This is a genomic window from Xanthomonas sp. NCPPB 3959 (genome assembly GCF_056675575.1).
Window position 1 is genome coordinate 76,178 of the sequence record NZ_JBWWVR010000017.1, and the last position, 16,898, is coordinate 93,075.

At 64.0% G+C, this 16,898-nt stretch carries 16 protein-coding genes; 12 read left to right on the forward strand and 4 right to left on the reverse strand.

All coding sequences use genetic code 11. The features are described 5' to 3' along the window. Positions 1–33: 33 nt before the first annotated feature. Positions 34–750: an NPP1 family protein gene (locus AC1KVG_RS18100; protein WP_115040571.1), complete on the reverse strand. Its 717-nt coding sequence runs from the start codon at positions 748–750 to the stop codon at positions 34–36. A gap of 542 nt (positions 751–1,292) precedes the next feature. Here AC1KVG_RS18100 and AC1KVG_RS18105 point away from each other — a divergent pair. The 3 genes from AC1KVG_RS18105 (at position 1,293) to AC1KVG_RS18115 (ending at position 4,544) form a co-directional block, all read left to right on the forward strand. Beyond that, positions 1,293–2,330 (forward strand): type IV pilus twitching motility protein PilT, encoded by a 1,038-nt coding sequence (locus tag AC1KVG_RS18105; protein WP_006448885.1) that lies wholly within the window; start codon positions 1,293–1,295, stop codon positions 2,328–2,330. A gap of 106 nt (positions 2,331–2,436) precedes the next feature. After that, positions 2,437–3,567: a PilT/PilU family type 4a pilus ATPase gene (locus tag AC1KVG_RS18110; protein WP_006448884.1), complete on the forward strand. Its 1,131-nt coding sequence runs from the start codon at positions 2,437–2,439 to the stop codon at positions 3,565–3,567. A gap of 302 nt (positions 3,568–3,869) precedes the next feature. Continuing rightward, on the forward strand, positions 3,870–4,544 hold the full coding sequence (locus AC1KVG_RS18115) for a YitT family protein (protein WP_043889842.1): 675 nt from the start codon (positions 3,870–3,872) through the stop codon (positions 4,542–4,544). 141 nt (positions 4,545–4,685) lie between these two features. Here AC1KVG_RS18115 and AC1KVG_RS18120 read toward each other — a convergent pair whose 3' ends face one another. After that, positions 4,686–5,231, reverse strand: coding sequence for a DNA-3-methyladenine glycosylase I (locus tag AC1KVG_RS18120; protein WP_115040570.1), 546 nt, complete (start codon positions 5,229–5,231; stop codon positions 4,686–4,688). A 297-nt stretch (positions 5,232–5,528) separates the two neighbouring features. Here AC1KVG_RS18120 and AC1KVG_RS18125 point away from each other — a divergent pair, with 297 nt between their 5' ends. The 5 genes from AC1KVG_RS18125 to AC1KVG_RS18145 all read left to right on the forward strand — a co-directional run bounded on the left by AC1KVG_RS18125 (position 5,529) and on the right by AC1KVG_RS18145 (position 8,917). Next, positions 5,529–6,095, forward strand: a complete 567-nt coding sequence (locus tag AC1KVG_RS18125; RefSeq protein WP_006448880.1) for a YqgE/AlgH family protein — start codon at positions 5,529–5,531, stop codon at positions 6,093–6,095. Beyond that, positions 6,088–6,555, forward strand: coding sequence for a Holliday junction resolvase RuvX (gene ruvX, locus AC1KVG_RS18130; protein WP_481095293.1), 468 nt, complete (start codon positions 6,088–6,090; stop codon positions 6,553–6,555). Before AC1KVG_RS18125 ends, ruvX begins: the two co-directional genes overlap by 8 nt. A gap of 16 nt (positions 6,556–6,571) precedes the next feature. After that, complete coding sequence (locus AC1KVG_RS18135) at positions 6,572–7,519, forward strand: aspartate carbamoyltransferase catalytic subunit (protein ID WP_481095294.1); 948 nt, start codon at positions 6,572–6,574, stop codon at positions 7,517–7,519. 208 nt (positions 7,520–7,727) lie between these two features. After that, positions 7,728–8,162: an OsmC family protein gene (locus AC1KVG_RS18140; RefSeq protein WP_006448877.1), complete on the forward strand. Its 435-nt coding sequence runs from the start codon at positions 7,728–7,730 to the stop codon at positions 8,160–8,162. Positions 8,163–8,314: 152 nt separating this feature from the next. After that, positions 8,315–8,917 carry a glycine zipper 2TM domain-containing protein gene (locus AC1KVG_RS18145; protein WP_074057700.1) on the forward strand — a complete coding sequence of 201 codons (603 nt, stop codon included), beginning with the start codon at positions 8,315–8,317 and terminating at the stop codon, positions 8,915–8,917. Positions 8,918–9,066: 149 nt separating this feature from the next. Here AC1KVG_RS18145 and AC1KVG_RS18150 read toward each other — a convergent pair whose 3' ends face one another. Both AC1KVG_RS18150 and AC1KVG_RS18155 read right to left on the reverse strand, forming a co-directional pair. Beyond that, entirely contained in the window at positions 9,067–9,948 is an 882-nt protein-coding gene (locus AC1KVG_RS18150) for a PhzF family phenazine biosynthesis protein (protein WP_481095295.1), read from the reverse strand. A gap of 31 nt (positions 9,949–9,979) precedes the next feature. Beyond that, positions 9,980–10,858, reverse strand: a complete 879-nt coding sequence (locus AC1KVG_RS18155; RefSeq protein WP_481095296.1) for a PhzF family phenazine biosynthesis protein — start codon at positions 10,856–10,858, stop codon at positions 9,980–9,982. Between the two features lie 182 nt (positions 10,859–11,040). Here AC1KVG_RS18155 and AC1KVG_RS18160 point away from each other — a divergent pair, with 182 nt between their 5' ends. Genes AC1KVG_RS18160 through murD form a run of 4 tightly spaced genes read left to right on the forward strand, consistent with a single transcriptional unit; the run spans position 11,041 to position 16,834 of the window. Continuing rightward, a complete protein-coding gene (locus tag AC1KVG_RS18160; RefSeq protein ID WP_481095297.1) occupies positions 11,041–13,650 on the forward strand; it encodes a bifunctional aspartate kinase/diaminopimelate decarboxylase in 2,610 nt (869 codons plus the stop codon). Next, a complete protein-coding gene (locus AC1KVG_RS18165; protein ID WP_104551994.1) occupies positions 13,634–14,092 on the forward strand; it encodes a hypothetical protein in 459 nt (152 codons plus the stop codon). Before AC1KVG_RS18160 ends, AC1KVG_RS18165 begins: the two co-directional genes overlap by 17 nt. Then, complete coding sequence (murL, locus tag AC1KVG_RS18170) at positions 14,089–15,444, forward strand: UDP-N-acetyl-alpha-D-muramoyl-L-alanyl-L-glutamate epimerase (protein WP_481095298.1); 1,356 nt, start codon at positions 14,089–14,091, stop codon at positions 15,442–15,444. Before AC1KVG_RS18165 ends, murL begins: the two co-directional genes overlap by 4 nt. Further along, positions 15,425–16,834, forward strand: a complete 1,410-nt coding sequence (murD, locus tag AC1KVG_RS18175) for a UDP-N-acetylmuramoyl-L-alanine--D-glutamate ligase (RefSeq protein ID WP_481095299.1) — start codon at positions 15,425–15,427, stop codon at positions 16,832–16,834. Before murL ends, murD begins: the two co-directional genes overlap by 20 nt. The last annotated feature ends 64 nt before the right edge of the window (positions 16,835–16,898 follow it).

Consider the following 16,898-nt stretch of genomic DNA (forward strand, 5'->3'; position numbering starts at 1 on the left):
GGTTTGCCGCACGCGATCTATGCAGGTGCCGGGTCAGTTGTAGTACCAGGCCTTGCCGAGATTCTGGTTGAAGTTCTTGTCGATGAAAGGAACGTTGGCTGCACCGAAGTTTGTATAGGTCAATGCATCCTTTACCCATTGATCCATCGATTCCCATGCGATCAGCGGCTGCATGCCACCGACGGGGTTGTAGGGCCCGATGAACATCTCATGGTTGGTCGGCCAGGTACTGCCGTAGACCACCTTGGGGTGATTGTCGCGCAGGCTGGCAGCGGGATTGCGCAGGTAGGAGTAGTTGCCATGTGCCGAGTAGGAAAGGGCATACACCGTCGGCCGCGGCACCGATGGATTGTTGATCCAGACGACGATGCTTTCCCAATCATGGCGATGTCCCAAACCACTGGATGGCGAGTCTTTCGGGAAGTACCAGCTGTACATGATGGCCCAGACGCCCCGGTACCAGCCCGAGCGCACGTAGACCTGGCCGGGACTGTGGCTGCAGCCGCCATTGGACGCCCCGGTGGGCTTCAAACCCTTGCTGGGATGCCCCCATTGGTCGACTGCAGGAAACGGCACGCAGCCGTTGTGCACGAACAGGTACGGTCGGTAATCCCAGTCGCGCTGGCCGATCGGGCCTGCGGGAACCTTCTCGGGGATGGGTTTGATGTCGTCGTGGTTCCAGGCTTCGTTCGCATGTGTGACAAAAGGGCAAAGCAAAGCGACGACGCTGGCGATCAGCAGCGATTTCATGGTGTTTCACTCATTGGGGAGGGCGCTGCAACGGATGCAGGAGCGGTCGCCAACGTGTGCCACGGGCTGTACATGTGCCGGCCCCGGGGCAACGCGTCATCGTTCAGTCCGCTCCGCCTGCGCCATTGTGCGCAGCCGGATTGCGTCACGATGTTGTGTGGATGACAGCTTGAATTTCAGGCATAACTGCGCGGCCGGACGGTGCGTTTGCGCACAATCGGCGTGTAGCTGGATCGCGCTGCGTCGTACGGCGATCGGCGCTTGGCCGGCGCTTGCGCAAGCTGGAGATGATTGCGGGGTCTCGAGAACCGGCCTCGCAGCTTTACCGTTCATGCCGGCATGGCAGCCGGCGCGACGATTGCTGGGCGTAGGCAGGTTCTGCCGTGAATCTGGCGGGCTGGGCTGGCCGCAGTGGACGCCGGCAGCAGGCGGCCAGTTCGTTGCAATGAAACCGATGCGCGGGCTCTTCCAGGGCGGGGGCAGAACGCTATACTGCCGCTCGGGGAGTACCTTCCAATCGCAGCCTAGGGGAAAAGCAGCGCATGGATATCGCTGAACTATTGGCGTTTTCTGTCAAAAATAAGGCATCGGACCTGCATCTGTCGGCCGGCTTGCCGCCGATGATCCGTGTCGATGGCGATGTCCGTCGCATCAATATTCCGGCGTTGGACCACAAGCAGGTGCATGCGCTGGTGTACGACATCATGTCGGACAAGCAGCGCCGCGATTACGAGGAATTCCTCGAGGTCGATTTCTCGTTCGAGATTCCCTCGCTGGCGCGCTTCCGCGTCAATGCGTTCAACCAGAACCGTGGCGCCGGTGCGGTGTTCCGCACCATTCCCTCCGAAGTGCTGACGCTGGAAGACCTGGGCTGCCCGCCGATCTTCCGCCAGCTGATCGACCAGCCGCAGGGGCTGATCCTGGTCACCGGGCCGACCGGTTCGGGCAAATCGACCACGCTGGCCGGCATGATCGACTACATCAACAAGAACGAATACGGCCACATCCTCACGGTCGAGGATCCGATCGAATTCGTGCACACCTCGCAGAAGTGCCTGATCAACCAGCGCGAAGTGCACCGCGACACGCACGGCTTCAACGAGGCGCTGCGCTCGGCCTTGCGCGAAGACCCGGACATCATTCTGGTCGGCGAATTGCGCGATCTGGAAACCATCCGCCTGGCGCTGACCGCTGCGGAAACCGGCCATCTGGTGTTCGGTACCCTGCACACCAGCTCGGCGGCCAAGACCATCGACCGTATCGTCGACGTGTTCCCGGCCGGCGAAAAGCCGATGGTGCGCTCGATGCTGTCCGAATCCCTGCGCGCGGTGATCTCGCAGGCACTATTGAAGAAGGTCGGCGGCGGACGCACCGCCGCCTGGGAAATCATGGTCGGCACCCCGGCGATCCGTAACCTGATCCGCGAGGACAAGGTGGCGCAGATGTATTCGTCGATCCAGACCGGCCAGCAATACGGCATGCAGACGCTGGATCAGCACCTGCAGGACCTGGTCAAGCGCAGCCTGATCACGCGCAACCAGGCGCGCGAGTACGCCAAGGACAAGCGGATATTCGAGTAGCCGGGATTCGGGATTCGGGATTCGCAATGGCGATCTCCCGGACCGGACCCCGCTCTTGCGAATCCCGAATCTCCCATCCCGAATCCCTGCTCCAAAGGAGCACGCCATGAGCACTATCGACTTCACCTCGTTCCTCAAGCTGATGGCGCACCAGAAGGCGTCGGATCTGTTCATCACTTCGGGCATGCCGCCGGCGATCAAGGTCAATGGCAAGATCAGCCCGATCACCCAGACACCGCTGACGGCGCAACAAAGTCGCGATCTTGTGTTGAACGTGATGACGCCATCGCAGCGCGAAGAATTCGAAAAGACGCACGAGTGCAACTTCGCCATCGGCGTGTCAGGGGTCGGGCGTTTTCGTGTGAGCTGCTTCTATCAGCGCAACCAGGTCGGCATGGTGCTGCGCCGGATCGAAACGCGCATCCCCACGGTGGAAGAATTGAGCCTGCCGCCGGTGATCAAGACGCTGGCGATGACCAAGCGCGGCATCATCATTTTCGTCGGCGCCACCGGTACCGGTAAGTCGACATCGCTGGCGGCGATGATCGGTTACCGCAACCAGAATTCCACCGGGCACATCATCACCATCGAAGATCCGATCGAATTTGTGCACAAGCACGAAGGCTGCATCATCACCCAGCGCGAAGTCGGCATCGATACCGACAGCTGGGAAAATGCGCTGAAAAATACCCTGCGCCAGGCGCCGGACGTGATCATGATCGGCGAGGTACGTACCCGCGAAGGCATGGACCACGCGGTGGCATTCGCCGAAACCGGCCATCTGGTGCTGTGCACCCTGCACGCCAACAACGCCAACCAGGCGATGGACCGCATCATCAACTTCTTCCCGGAAGATCGCCGCAATCAACTGCTGATGGATCTGTCGCTCAATCTCAAGGGTGTGGTCGCGCAGCAATTGATTCCGACTCCGGACGGGCGCAGCCGCCGCGTGGCGATGGAGATCATGCTGGGCACCCCGCTGGTGCAGGATTACATCCGCGACGGCGAGATCCACAAGCTCAAGGAGATCATGAAGGAGTCCACCAACCTGGGCATGCGTACCTTCGATCAGAGCCTGTTCGAGCTGTATCAGGCCGGCGAAATCAGCTACGAAGACGCGCTGCGTTACGCCGACTCCCAGAACGAAGTGCGCCTGCGCATCAAGCTCTCGCAGGGCGGCGACGCCAAGACCCTGGCGCAGGGGATGGATGGTGTGGAGATTGCCGAGGTTCGGTGAGTCGCGCAGGACCGCTGCGCCATGGTGCATTCCGGTGCATGGTCGTGGCGTAGCACGCTGAAGAAATTCACCTGCACAAGGTTGCCGGAACTTGGCGCGTCATCTCTGCACGCAGGCGTCTGCTGCAAAAAGACAGGGTAAAGACCGCGCTGTGGTCGATGAACATGCAGCGCAGCAGTGCGCGCCTGCGGTGACGTTTCAGATGTAACCAGGCGGGCCGATAGTGTCTAATATCGCACCCCATTGCAGTGCCCGAACCTGTGAGCCTTCCCGATTCCGATCTGCGTCCGGAGCAAGAACCGCTGCCCGATGACGGCGCTGTGGTCACCTCCGGCCCGTTGACGCCGCCGCCGGATTCGGCCGGCACCGCGGCCGACGATCATGCCTATCACCACTCGGTGGCCGAAGACGCGCAAGGCATGGTGCTGGCGACGCTGGTGGCCTCGTTGGGCCTGGCGATCTTCGCCAAGGGCGGCTTGATGATCGGTGGCATGGCCGGTGTCGCATTCCTGCTGCATTACGCGTTGCACTGGAATTTCGGTCTGGTGTTCGTGCTGGTCAATTTGCCGTTCTATTGGCTGAGCGTGCGCCGCATGGGCTGGGAATTCACCTTGAAGACCTTCGCCGCAGTGGGTGCCTGCGGTGCGCTCACCGACCTGATACCGCGCTGGGCCGAGTACGCGCATATCAGCACGCTGTTTTCGGCCATCGTCGGCGGTGCGCTGGCGGGCCTGGGCATCCTGTTTTTCATCCGCCATCGCGGCAGTTTGGGCGGCATCGGCATCCTGGCGGTGTACCTGCAGCGCGAGCGCGGCTGGAGCGCGGGCAAGGTGCAGATGAGTTTCGATGCGATGCTGATGCTGGTGGCCTTCACCATCCTCACCCCGGACAAGGTGCTGTATTCGGCGCTGGGTGCGTTGATGCTGAGTTTGGTGCTGATGTTCAACCATCGCCCGCACCGCTATATGGGCGTGTGACTCAGGCGATGGCTGGCGTGCCGCTGGCGCAACCGTGCTAGGCAACTGCATGCTATGCATCCCGGGCGGCATGTAATCCATCGGCACTGCCACGTATGCGGCATGCCTCTATCTGCCGGCATGCGCTCGATCCTCGTGCCGCTACGCGTTTTCGCTCAGCATCCACGGCGGCGACAGTGCCTGGATATGCGCAAACACCGGGCAATCTTCATGATGCGCGCCAGGTAGGTAACCCAGGCTCATCAGAAATTCGCCGGTGATTTCGCCGCCGGTGAAGCGAAAGGTCTTCTTGAACAGCTTGATCCAGTCTGGCTTGGCGAGCGGATGCTGTGCATCCAGCCAGTGCGCGAAGCTGCCGTGCGAGGCGCGCAGCGTCTGGATGACCTGCGCGTTATGGATCGCCGCCAGCACCTTGAGCCGGTTGCGGATGATGCCGGCATCGCCCATCAGCCGGGCGATCTCCGTCTCGCCGTACGCGGCAACCGTGTCTACATCGAAACCGTCGTAGGCGCGCTGGAAATTGCTGCGCTTGCGCAGGATGGTTTCCCAGCTCAATCCGGCCTGATTGATTTCCAGCACCAGCCGCTCGAACAGCTCGCGTTCGTCGCGCTGCGGGAAGCCGTATTCGTACGCGTGATAGTGGCCGTGGACCGGATGGCCTGGGGCGATGCTGCAATAGCCGCTCATGGGGGTGCCTGTGATGTGCGCCTGGTGGTGGGCCGGCGCGATGGAAAGATGGGTCAAACCGTGTGAATACAGCGCCGTCCAGCGCCAAGTCTGGATGGACAAGCTAGCAGCGCACACTGCGTCGCACGAGTCCGGGGTTGCATCGCCAGCGACAACCTGAACGCGCAGGTCAGAAACGGCACCGGCACCGCGTTCGCAGTCCGGTCCATCGTCAGCATCGGCCGCCCACAGCGCCAGGCAAGCGCCAAGTATGGCAGCGGCTCTGCGCGCGGCGGAGCGAACGGCTAGAATGCGGCCATGTCCGTTTTGCCCACGCCTCTGGCCAACCAACTGCTGATTGCGCTTCCGGCGCTGTCCGACCCCACCTTTTCGCGCAGCGTCGCGCTGATCTGTCAGCACGACGAGAACGGCGCGATGGGCGTGCTGGTCAATCGGCCCTCCGAATACACGCTGGGCGAAGTCCTGTCGCAAATGGGCATCGACACCGTCGACGAGCACCTGCGCGAGCAGATCGTGCTCAGCGGCGGGCCGGTGCATCCGGAGCGCGGCTTCGTCATTCACGACGATGCGCGCGAATGGGATTCCTGCCTGGAAGTGGGGCAGGGCGTGTTCCTGACCACCTCGCGCGATATTCTCGAAGCCATGGCGGCCGGCGACGGCCCGCGCAATGCGCTGGTGGCGCTGGGCTGTGCCGGCTGGGGCGCGGGGCAGCTCGAGTTCGAACTGGGCGAGAACAGTTGGCTCACCGCGCCGTCGGATGCCAACGTGCTGTTCGCCACCGCGCTGGAAGATCGCTGGCAGACTGCTGCCGGGCGCATCGGCGTGGATCTGTTCCGGCTGACGGATTATTCCGGGCATGCCTGAGGCGGGCGCGATCCGCCCGGATGGCACGGTGCTGGGCTTCGACGTAGGGTCGCGCCGCATTGGTGTGGCCGTTGGCACCGCGCTCGGTGCCGGCGCGCGCGCGGTCGCCGTCATCAACGTGCATGCCACCGGTCCCGACTGGGCCGCGCTGGATCGTGTGCACAAGGAATGGCGGCCCGACGGCCTGGTGATCGGCGACCCGCTCACCCTTGACGATAAAGACCAACCCGCGCGTAAGCGTGCGCACGCCTTCGCCCGCCAACTGCGCGAGCGCTATGCGCTGCCGGTAGTGTTGATCGATGAGCGCTCCAGTTCGGTCGAAGCCGCGCAGCGTTTCGCGCGCGAGCGCGCCGATGGACGCAAGCGTCGCCGCGATGCCGAAGCGCTGGACGCGATGGCGGCCGCGGTCATTGTCGAACGCTGGTTGGCCGCGCCCGACCAAGCCACTCTTCTTTCCTGATATTTCCCGACCTGCGATGACCACCATGCAACTCGATTCGGACGGACGCCTGCGCCACCTGCTCACCCTGGAAGGACTGCCGCGCACCACGCTGCTGCAACTGCTCGATCGTGCCGGCCAGATTCGCGATGCCGCGGTAGGCCGCGTCGGCAAGCGCAGCGTGCTGGCCGGGACTGCGGTGTGCACATTGTTTTTTGAACCCTCAACGCGCACGCGCAGCTCGTTTCATCTGGCCGCGCAGCGGTTGGGTGCAGACGTGCTCAATTTCGATGCCTCCACTTCGTCCACCCGCAAGGGCGAGACCGCGCGCGACACCTTGAAGAATCTCGAGGCGATGGGCGTGCGTGGCTTCGTGGTGCGCCATCCCGACGACGGTGCGGTGGAAGCGCTGGCCGAGGCTGCAGGCGAGGGCACTGCATTGATCAATGCCGGCGACGGACGCAGCTCGCATCCCACCCAGGGCCTGCTCGACATGCTCACCCTGCGCCAGGCCAAGGGCACCGATTTTTCCAAGCTCAAGGTGGTAATTGTCGGCGACGTGAAGCACTCGCGTGTAGCGCGTTCGGACCTGCACGCGTTGCGCACCCTGGGCGTCGGCGAGATTCGTGTATGTGGTCCGGCCAGCCTGCTGCCCGACGACGACATGCTGGACGGCTGCTTGGTCGGCGAAGATTTCGACGCGATGCTCGAAGGCGTCGATGCGCTGATGATGCTGCGCCTGCAACGCGAGCGCATGGAAGAAGGCCTGGTGCCGTCGCTGGAGCAATACCACACCGATTACGGGCTCACCCGCGCGCGACTGGCGCGTGCCGGCCGCGATGCCGTCGTGCTGCATCCAGGCCCGATCAACCGTGGCGTGGAAATCACCGACGAGGTCGCCGACGGCGCGCAATCGTGCGTGCTGCGCCAGGTCGCCAACGGCGTCGCCGTGCGCATGGCCGTGCTGGAAACCTTGCTCGGCTAAGCAAACGCAGCAACGCGACCGCGTAGCCATAGTGCGCGGTCGTTGTTCGGATAGGCATCGCAAGCACCTAGAACCTTGCTGCCAAGATCGCGCAGCGCGCTTCGCCTTTGCGAATCCCCAATCCCCAATCCCAAATCCCAAATCCCGGCACCAAGCCGTAACACCCACTGGCCTATCGTGGCAGCTCCTTTCATCGCAGGAGATCGCAATGGGTATTTCACGTCACGCCACCGCTCACTGGGAAGGCGACCTCAAGACCGGCAAGGGCCAGCTCAGCACGCCACAGAGTGGGTTGCTGGAAAACACGCGTTATGCCTTCAGCAGCCGCTTCGGCGACGAGAAGGGCACCAATCCGGAAGAACTCATCGCGGCCGCACATGCCGGCTGCTTCACCATGGCGTTGTCGGCACAGCTGACCGAGGCCGGCTTTCCGCCGACCTCGCTGGATACGCGCGCCGACGTGGATCTGTCGATGGAGGGCGGCCCGCAGCTGTCGCAGATCCGGCTCAAGCTCAAGGCCGTGGTGCCAGGGATCGATGAAGCCAAGTTCCGCGAACTGGCCGATGTCGCCAAGAAGAATTGCCCGGTGTCCAAGGCGCTGAGCGCAGTGCCGATCAGCCTGGAAACCGAATTTTCCAGCTGATGCATACAGGGCTGCGCTGCGCCGGTGTTGCATGCCGGCGCACGCAGCTGGCGGCAACCTGAATAGGGCTTTGCAGGGCCGGTCAGGTTCAGGGCGGTTTCACTGGCGCAGGCCGAGCATCGGCAGCGTGTCCTCCCTGTAGAAGTGCCGCGATGAAAACTCTTGTGCTTGGTGCTCTGGTGATGGGTCTGGCGGTTGCGGGCAACGCAACGGCGCAGCGCTATGACAGCGGCTACCGCGATGGCGGTCGTAGTGGGTATGAGGACGGTCGTTACGAATACGCACGCGTGGTGCGTGTCGATCCGATCATCGTGACCGATTCGTATAACGAACGCAGCAGCGAACGCTGCTACAACCGTCCTTCCAACGGCTACTACACCAGCAACGATGGCTACTATCGCGATGGTGGTGGTTATGGCCAATCGGGCGTGTCCAATCGCGGTGTGGCCAGCGTGATCGGCGGTATCGCCGGTGCGGTGCTTGGCAGCCAGGTTGGCGGCGGCAATGGCCGCTTGGTTGGTACTGCGGTCGGCACCATGGCCGGTGTTGCGGCAGGCCGCTCGATCTACGAGGCCAACAATCGCAATTATCAAGGCAACGTCAGCGTGTGCGAGCCGGTCTCCTACCGTCGCGAGAGCGACCGTGTGGAAGGTTACGATGTGACCTACGAATACGCCGGCCGTACCTATCACACGCGTAGCGACTACAACCCTGGCGATCGCATCCGTGTGCGTGTGGACGTGCGTCCTGACTGATCGGTGCGAGAAGGCGTAGCGTGTGTCGATTGACGGACGCTGCATTGTCGAAAACAAAAACGCTGCGATCGTTCGCAGCGTTTTTTATTGCGCAAACCACAGTGCGCATGCAATGCCGTGTGCGATGACTCGATCAAGCAATCAAACAATCAAGCCCAATCCAGCGTCCCGCGAATCACCGTCTGCACCTGGCCGCCAGACCACACATCGCCGTCGGCATCGATGCGCAATTCCAGCAAGGCATCGAAGCCGATTTCACGGCCCTGGCTGACCACATAGCGTCGCGCCTTGCCCGGCAGTGCCTGGCGGCTGTCCAGCCATGCGGCGAGCACCGCATTGGCTGCGCCGGAAGCCGCATCTTCGAAGCGGCGGCCGTTGCCGACGAAGGCGCGGACGGCGAGGTCGTAGGCGCCCGGCGCGGCGGCGCGGGCGTAAGCGAACACGCCCATGCTGCCGGTGGATTCGGCCAGCGCAGCGATCGCCTCCCACTCCGGTTGCAGGCCACGCAGCGCGGCCTCGCTGGCCAGCTCCACCACCCACCAGGTGCGGCCGCCGTCCATCAGTGCAGGCGGCAGTCTGCCGAGCGGCCAGTCACGCAAGGCATCGCGCAGGCGCGGGTCGTCGGCCTCCACCTGCTCGGCCACGCGCGCGCGCGGGGTGCGGATGGCGATGCTGCGGTGATCGTCGATCTGCTCCACGCGTAGTGGTAGCTGGCCGGCGATGCCGTCCTGGATCAGCACGCCATCGTGCGGCGCGGCCAGGCCGGCCTCCAGCACCGCATGCGCGGTGCCGACGCTGGGGTGGCCGGCAAACGGCACCTCTTTTTGCGGCGAAAACATCCGCAGCCGATAACTGCTGTGCGCATCCGGTGCCGCAAACACGAAGGTGGTTTCCGGCAGCTTGGTCCAGCGTGCGATGGCCTGCATCGCCGCATCGTCCAGGCCTTCGGCATCGAGCACCACGGCCAGCGGATTGCCGCTGCCGGGGCGGGCGGAGAACACATCCAGTTGCAGGAAACGGCGGGTGGTCATGGTGGCTGATCTGCGGACAGGGCGCGGCAGCTTACCAATCGATACGACCGTCGATCACTTGTCGCGTCGTTCCGCCAATCCACACTTCGCCTTCGTCATCGACGTCGATGTGGACGCGCCCATCGCGGCCGACCTCGCGGCCCTGGCTGGCGACATAGCGCGACCCGGTGCCCGGCAAGCGACCTTCGCCGTGCAGGCGCGCGGCGATGCAGGCGTTGGCGCTGCCGGTGACCGGATCTTCCGGAACGCCATCACCGGGGCAAAATGCGCGCACGACCAGGTCGGCGTCGCCATGGGTATCCGGCGCGTAGACGACCAGCCCGGTGGCTGCGCTTGCCTGGCTCAGACGGGTGATGGCGGCCAGATCGGGCAGCGCCTGGCGTACCGCCTGTGCATCCGCTAATTCCAGCAGCCACCAGTTGGGGCCATTGTTCCAGAGTGCAGCCGGGCGATCGGCCGCGTGCAGGCCAATGCATGCTTCGTGCAACGCTGCGGCATGCACTTCGCCGGTCTCGATCGCCCGCGCACGCGGTGCCCGCAGCCGCACCAGCAGTGCGCCATGCCGGTCGATCACCTGCACCGGCAGCACGCCCGCACCGCATTGCTGGCGCATCCGGCCATCCGGCTTGAACGCGACCAGCCCGTGCGTTGCCGCCGCCCATGCCGCACCCACGCTGGGGTGGCCGGCGAACGGCAGCTCGGCGCGTGGCGTGAAGATGCGGATGTGGTAGTCCGCATCGGGCGCGCTGACTGGCAGGAAAAAGATCGTCTCCGACATGTTCAGCCACGCGGCAATCTGCTGCATCTGCTCTGACGACAAGGCGTCTGCCTCGAGGACCACGCCCAACGGATTGCCGTTGCCGTGTTGGCCGCCGAAGACATCCAGTTGCAGGTAGCGGTACTTGCTCATGGGGGGGAATTCCGGTCGAGGGAATGCGCGGCGATGGTTGCAGCGCAAACCGTTACGGCAGTGGAAGCAGCGCTCGGCGTGCTGTGATCGCACCCGGGGTCATGCGGGCGATATTGGCAGTAGAATCGGAGGTTCCGCCCGGCGTACCGGGCATCTTTCCCCCATTCTAAACGCCTATCTCAATGTCAGCTCCCCACACTACCGATCGTTGGATCGTCCTCAAGTTCGGCGGCACCTCGGTGTCGCGTCGTCATCGCTGGGACACGATTGGAACACTGGCGAGCAAACGGGCGAACGAGACCGGCGGCCGCGTGCTGGTGGTGGTGTCTGCGCTGTCGGGCGTGACTAACGAACTCACCGCGATTGCCGATGGCGCCGCCGACAGCGCACAGCGCGTGGCCGCGCTGGAGCAGCGTCATCGCGAATTCCTGGCCGATCTGGAACTGGACGCCGATGCGGTACTGGGCGAGCGACTCGCCGCGCTGCATGCCTTGCTGGGCGATGCGCGCGCGGCAACGCGCACGCTGGACTGGCAGGCTGAGGTGCTGGGGCAGGGCGAGTTGCTGTCCTCCACCATCGGCGCGGCGTATCTGCACGCCAATGGCCTGGACATGGGCTGGCTGGATGCGCGCCAGTGGCTGTCGGCGTTGCCGGCGCAGCCCAATCAAAGCGAATGGTCCAAGCGTTTGTCGGTGTCGTGCCAGTGGCAATCCGATGCCGATTGGCGTGCGCGTTTCGATGCGCAGCCCACGCGTTTGTTGATCACCCAAGGCTTCATTTCGCGGCACGCCGATGGCGGCACCGCGATTCTGGGGCGTGGCGGTTCGGATACTTCGGCGGCGTATTTCGGTGCGCTGCTTGGCGCCAGCCGGGTGGAAATCTGGACCGACGTGCCCGGCATGTTCAGCGCCAATCCGAAGGAAGTGCCGGATGCGCGGCTGCTGACCCGCCTGGACTATTACGAGGCGCAGGAAATCGCCACCACCGGCGCCAAGGTGCTGCATCCGCGCTCGATCAAACCATGCCGCGATTCCGGCGTGCCGATGGCGATTCTGGACACCGAGCGCCCCGATCTACCGGGCACCAGTATCGACGGCAATGCCGAGCCGGTGTTGGGCGTCAAGGCGATCAGCCGCCGCAACGGGATCGTGCTGGTGTCGATGGAAGGCATCGGCATGTGGCAGCAGGTCGGCTTCCTGGCCGATGTATTCACGCTGTTCAAGAAGCATGGTTTGTCGGTGGATTTGATCGGTTCGGCCGAGACCAATGTCACCGTGTCGCTGGATCCGTCCGAGAACCTGGTCAACACCGATGTGCTGGCGGCGCTGTCGGCCGATCTGTCGCAGATCTGCAAGGTCAAGATCATTGTGCCGTGTGCTGCGATCACCCTGGTCGGGCGCGGCATGCGCTCGCTGCTGCACAAGCTGTCGGACGTGTGGGCCACGTTCGGGCAGGAGCGCGTGCACATGATTTCGCAGTCGTCCAACGACCTAAATCTGACCTTCGTCATCGACGAAGCCGATGCCGATGGCCTGCTGCCGATCCTGCATGCGGAGTTGATCGACAGCGGCGCGATGCCGGTGAGCGAAGGCGAAGTGTTCGGCCCGCGTTGGCGCGAGATCATCGGCTCGGTGCGCCCGCGGCCCACACCGTGGTGGCATGCCGAGCGCGCGCATCTGTTGTCGCTGTCAAAAGCCGGCACGCCACGCTATGTGTATCATCTGCCCACCGTGCGTGCGCGGGCGCATGCACTGGCGCAGATTGCTGCAGTGGACCAGCGCTATTACGCGATCAAGGCCAATGCGCATCCGGCGATCTTGATGGCGCTGGAGCAGGCCGGTTTCGGGCTGGAATGCGTTTCGCACGGCGAGCTGCGCCGCGTGTTCGACACCTTGCCCGAGCTGTCGCCGCGGCGTGTGTTGTTCACGCCGAGCTTTGCGCCCAAGGCCGAATACGAAGCCGGCTTTGCGCTGGGCGTGACCGTGACCGTGGACAATGTCGAAGCGCTGCAGCGCTGGCCGGAGGTGTTCCGCGGCCGCAACGTGTGGTTGCGCATCGACCTGGGGCATGGCGACGGGCATCACGAGAAGGTCAACACCGGCGGCAAGGCGTCCAAGTTCGGGTTGTCGTCCACGCGGGTGGATGAGTTCGTGGAAGTGGCGCGCACGCTCGAGGTCACCATCACCGGTGTGCATGCGCACCTGGGCAGCGGTGTGGAAACCGGCGAGCACTGGCGGATGATGTACGACGAACTGGCCGGCTTTGCGCGCCGCATTGGCACGGTGGAAACCATCGACATCGGCGGCGGCCTGCCGATTCCGTATAGCGCCGAAGACGAGCCGTTCGATCTGGATGTCTGGGCCAAGGGATTGGCCGAGGTCAAGGCCGTGCATCCGGGCTATCGGCTGGCGATCGAGCCGGGGCGTTATCTGGTGGCCGAAGCCGGCGTGTTGCTGGCGCAGGTGACCCAGGTGATCGAAAAGGACGGCGTGCAGCGCGTGGGTCTGGATGCGGGCATGAACACGCTGATTCGCCCTGCGCTGTACGACGCCTGGCACGACATCGAAAACCTCAGCCAGCTGGACGCGCCTGCCGATGGCGCATTCGATATCGTCGGTCCGATCTGCGAATCCTCCGATGTGTTCGGCAAGCGTCGTCGTCTGCCTGCCGCCACCGCGCCGGGCGATGTGATGCTGGTGGCCGATAGCGGTGCCTACGGGTATTCGATGGCCAGCACCTACAACCAGCGCGAATTGCCGCGCGAAGAGGTGATCGATGCGCCCGCAGGCTGAGTTCATCGCGCTCAGCACGCTGGCCGGTGGTGTTGCGATGATGTTCGCCACCGCGCTCCAACAACTGAGCTTTGGCATGCTGTGGTCCGATACGTTCAAATGGGCGCTGCCCGCGCTGGTCGCCGCCGGTATCGGTGCGTGGTTGGCCTTGCGTTGGCAACGTCGAGGCGATGCGCCGGTTCCCACGCGTCGCAGTGGTGGAATGGCGGTGCGCACGGTGCTGTTGAGTGCGCTGAGCTATGTGCCGGCGGTGGCGCTGTATCTTGCAATTGCCTTCGCGGTGTCTGGCGGTGCAACGGCCGGACGTCTGGATGTGCTGTTGCTGGCGGTGCTGTTCGGGTGCCTGCCCCTGCTGTGGGCCGCGGTGCCGTTTTCCATGATTGAATATGTCCTGTGCCGACGTTATCTGCGTCGCGTACGTGTTCCTGCAGGTAGTCCATGAGCGCTTTCGACAAACACCAGATTTCCACCTTTCGTTTCGTGCGTTGCGCACTGGATGCGCAGACCGGCGTGGCGACGCTGGTGTATGCCTTCGATCAAGGCCCGGAGCTGGTCGAGACCGTCGCGGTGCCGGGCGCACCGTTCGCGCTGGACGGTGCGCACGCCACTGCCGTGCAGCAGGCGCTGCGCATCCTGCATCTCATCGCGGGCGTGAGTTACTTCAAGGCTGCCGTGCCGCCGACCATCCAGATCGATGAGTATGCGATCGATGCCGACACCGCTGCGCTGGTGGAGAGCGTCTATCTGCATGGATTGGGCGAGTTCGCCTATCGCAATGGCTTGAACCTGCACGGCAAGATCAACTTTCCGGTCGGCACACAAACTGCTGGCGATGCGCCTGCGATCGGCCTGCGCGAGCATGCCTTGGTCGCCATCGGTGGCGGCAAGGATTCGCTGGTCAGTATCGAAGCGCTGCGGCATGCCGGCATCGAGCAGACCGTGAGCTGGATCGGTGGCTCGCAGCTGATCCGCGCCTGCGCCGAGCGCACCGGTTTACCGGTGCTCAATATCGGCCGCGTGCTGGCATCGGAGCTGTTCGAACTCAATCGCCAGGGCGCGTGGAACGGGCATATTCCGGTCACTGCGGTGAACTCGGCGATTCTTGTGCTGGCTGCGTTGCTCAACGGCGTGGATCAGGTGGTGTTTTCCAACGAGCGTTCGGCCAGTTATGGCAGCCAGATTCCCGGCACCGGCGAGGTCAATCATCAGTGGTCCAAGGGCTGGGCGTTCGAGCAGGCGTTCGGCGATTACGTGCAGCGGCATGTTGCGGCGGATCTGCGTTATTACTCGTTGCTGCGGCCGTTGTCGGAGTTGGCGGTGGCGCGTCAGTTCGCCAAGACCGACCACTACGACGCGCATTTTTCCAGCTGCAACCGCAACTTCCACATCATGGGCGAGCGCCCGGTGCATCGCTGGTGCGGGGTGTGCCCCAAGTGCCATTTCGTGTTTCTGGCGTTGGCCCCGTTCATGCCGAAGACGCGCCTGGTCAATATCTTCGGTCGCAATCTGCTCGACGATCCCGCACAGGCTGGCGGCTACGATGCGCTGCTGGAATTCCAGGATCACAAGCCGTTCGAATGCGTCGGCGAAGGCCGCGAATCGCGCGCGGCAATGGCGGTGCTGGCCAGCCGTGCCGAGTGGAAGGAAGACGCGTTGGTGATGCGCTTCAGCCGTGAGATACAGCCGCAACTGGACCAGCAGGAGCTGCAGCTGGAGCCGTTGATGGCCATCGATGGCGAGCACCGTATTCCGTCGGCGCTGTGGGAGCGCGTGCGTGCGAATTTCGCAGCTTGAGGGCAGGGCGGTTGCGTTATGGGGCTGGGGGCGCGAAGGACGCGCGGCGTATCACGCGCTGCGCGCCGTGCTCCCCACGCAATCGCTGACGGTGTTCTGCAACGCCGAAGAAGCGCGCGAGCTCGATGCGCTGGCCGACCCCGCGTTGCATGTAGAAACCGATGCCAGCGCGCAGGCGCTGGGCCGGTTCGAGGTTGTGGTGAAGTCGCCCGGTATCAGCCCGTATGGCGCGCAAGCGCAAACTGCGGCAGCCGAGTACGGCACGCAGTTCATCGGCGGCACCGCATTGTGGTTCGCCGAACACGCGCAGCCTGATGGCAGCGTGCCCGGCGCCATCTGCGTCACCGGCACCAAAGGCAAGAGCACCACCACCGCATTGCTGGCGCATCTGCTGCGCGCGGCCGGGCACCGCACCGCCTTGGTCGGCAACATCGGTCAGCCGCTGCTGGAAGTGTTGGCGCCACAGCCGCCACCGGTGTATTGGGCGATCGAGTTGTCCAGTTACCAGACCGGCGAAGTCTGGCGCAGCGGCGCGCGTCCGGAACTGGCGCTGGTGTTGAACCTGTTTCCCGAGCATCTGGACTGGCATGGCGACGAGGCGCGCTACGTGCGCGACAAGCTGTCGCTGGTGATCGAAGGCCGCCCGCGCATCGCCTTGCTCAACGCCACCGACCCGCATCTTGTCGGTTTGCAACTGCCCGACAGCGACGTGCGCTGGTTCAACCATCCCGATGGCTGGCATCTGCGCGGCGATGTGGTCTATCGCGGCGAACAGGCCATCTTCGATACCGCCGACGTACCGCTGCCGGGCGAACACAATCGGCGCAATCTGTGTGCAGTGTTGGCTGCCGTGGAAGCGCTGGGTCTGGACGCTGCAGCACTGGCGCCGGCCGCACTGACGTTTCGCCCATTGCCGAACCGCCTGCAGTTGCTTGGCAGCGTGGATGGCGTCAGCTACGTCAACGACTCGATCAGCACTACGCCGCATGCCTCGTTGGCGGCGCTGACGTGTTTTGTGCAGCGTCGCGTGGCCTTGTTGGTCGGTGGACACGATCGCGGGCTTGATTGGCATGAGTTTGCCGAACAGATGGCGCAGCACGCGCCGCTGGAAATCGTGACCATGGGAGCCAACGGGCCGCGTATCCATGCGCTGCTGGCCCCGTTGGCGGAAGCCGGTCGCTTCGGTTTGCATGCTGCCAACGATCTGGAGCACGCCATGCAGTTGGCGCGCGATGCGCTGGGCGAGCAGGGCGGGGTGGTGTTGCTGTCGCCGGGTGCGCCCAGCTTCGGCGCGTATCGCGATTACGTCGCGCGCGGCCGGCACTTCGCGCAGTTGGCGGGGTTCGACCCGGCCGTGATCAGTGCGATTCCTGGATTGGGTGTGCAGTAGGTTTTATCGGCACCGATCAGGTGCCGATCAGCGCATCACAACATTCGCACCAGGCGCGGTTTCG

Coding starts and splice junctions, on each gene's coding strand:
- AC1KVG_RS18100 (WP_115040571.1), bottom strand. CDS start 750: ATGAAATCGCTGCTGATCGCCAGCGTCGTCGCTTTGCTTTGCCCTTTT.
- AC1KVG_RS18105 (WP_006448885.1), top strand. CDS start 1,293: ATGGATATCGCTGAACTATTGGCGTTTTCTGTCAAAAATAAGGCATCG.
- AC1KVG_RS18110 (WP_006448884.1), top strand. CDS start 2,437: ATGAGCACTATCGACTTCACCTCGTTCCTCAAGCTGATGGCGCACCAG.
- AC1KVG_RS18120 (WP_115040570.1), bottom strand. CDS start 5,231: ATGAGCGGCTATTGCAGCATCGCCCCAGGCCATCCGGTCCACGGCCAC.
- AC1KVG_RS18125 (WP_006448880.1), top strand. CDS start 5,529: ATGTCCGTTTTGCCCACGCCTCTGGCCAACCAACTGCTGATTGCGCTT.
- ruvX (WP_481095293.1), top strand. CDS start 6,088: ATGCCTGAGGCGGGCGCGATCCGCCCGGATGGCACGGTGCTGGGCTTC.
- AC1KVG_RS18135 (WP_481095294.1), top strand. CDS start 6,572: ATGACCACCATGCAACTCGATTCGGACGGACGCCTGCGCCACCTGCTC.
- AC1KVG_RS18140 (WP_006448877.1), top strand. CDS start 7,728: ATGGGTATTTCACGTCACGCCACCGCTCACTGGGAAGGCGACCTCAAG.
- AC1KVG_RS18145 (WP_074057700.1), top strand. CDS start 8,315: ATGAAAACTCTTGTGCTTGGTGCTCTGGTGATGGGTCTGGCGGTTGCG.
- AC1KVG_RS18150 (WP_481095295.1), bottom strand. CDS start 9,948: ATGACCACCCGCCGTTTCCTGCAACTGGATGTGTTCTCCGCCCGCCCC.
- AC1KVG_RS18155 (WP_481095296.1), bottom strand. CDS start 10,858: ATGAGCAAGTACCGCTACCTGCAACTGGATGTCTTCGGCGGCCAACAC.
- AC1KVG_RS18160 (WP_481095297.1), top strand. CDS start 11,041: ATGTCAGCTCCCCACACTACCGATCGTTGGATCGTCCTCAAGTTCGGC.
- AC1KVG_RS18165 (WP_104551994.1), top strand. CDS start 13,634: ATGCGCCCGCAGGCTGAGTTCATCGCGCTCAGCACGCTGGCCGGTGGT.
- murL (WP_481095298.1), top strand. CDS start 14,089: ATGAGCGCTTTCGACAAACACCAGATTTCCACCTTTCGTTTCGTGCGT.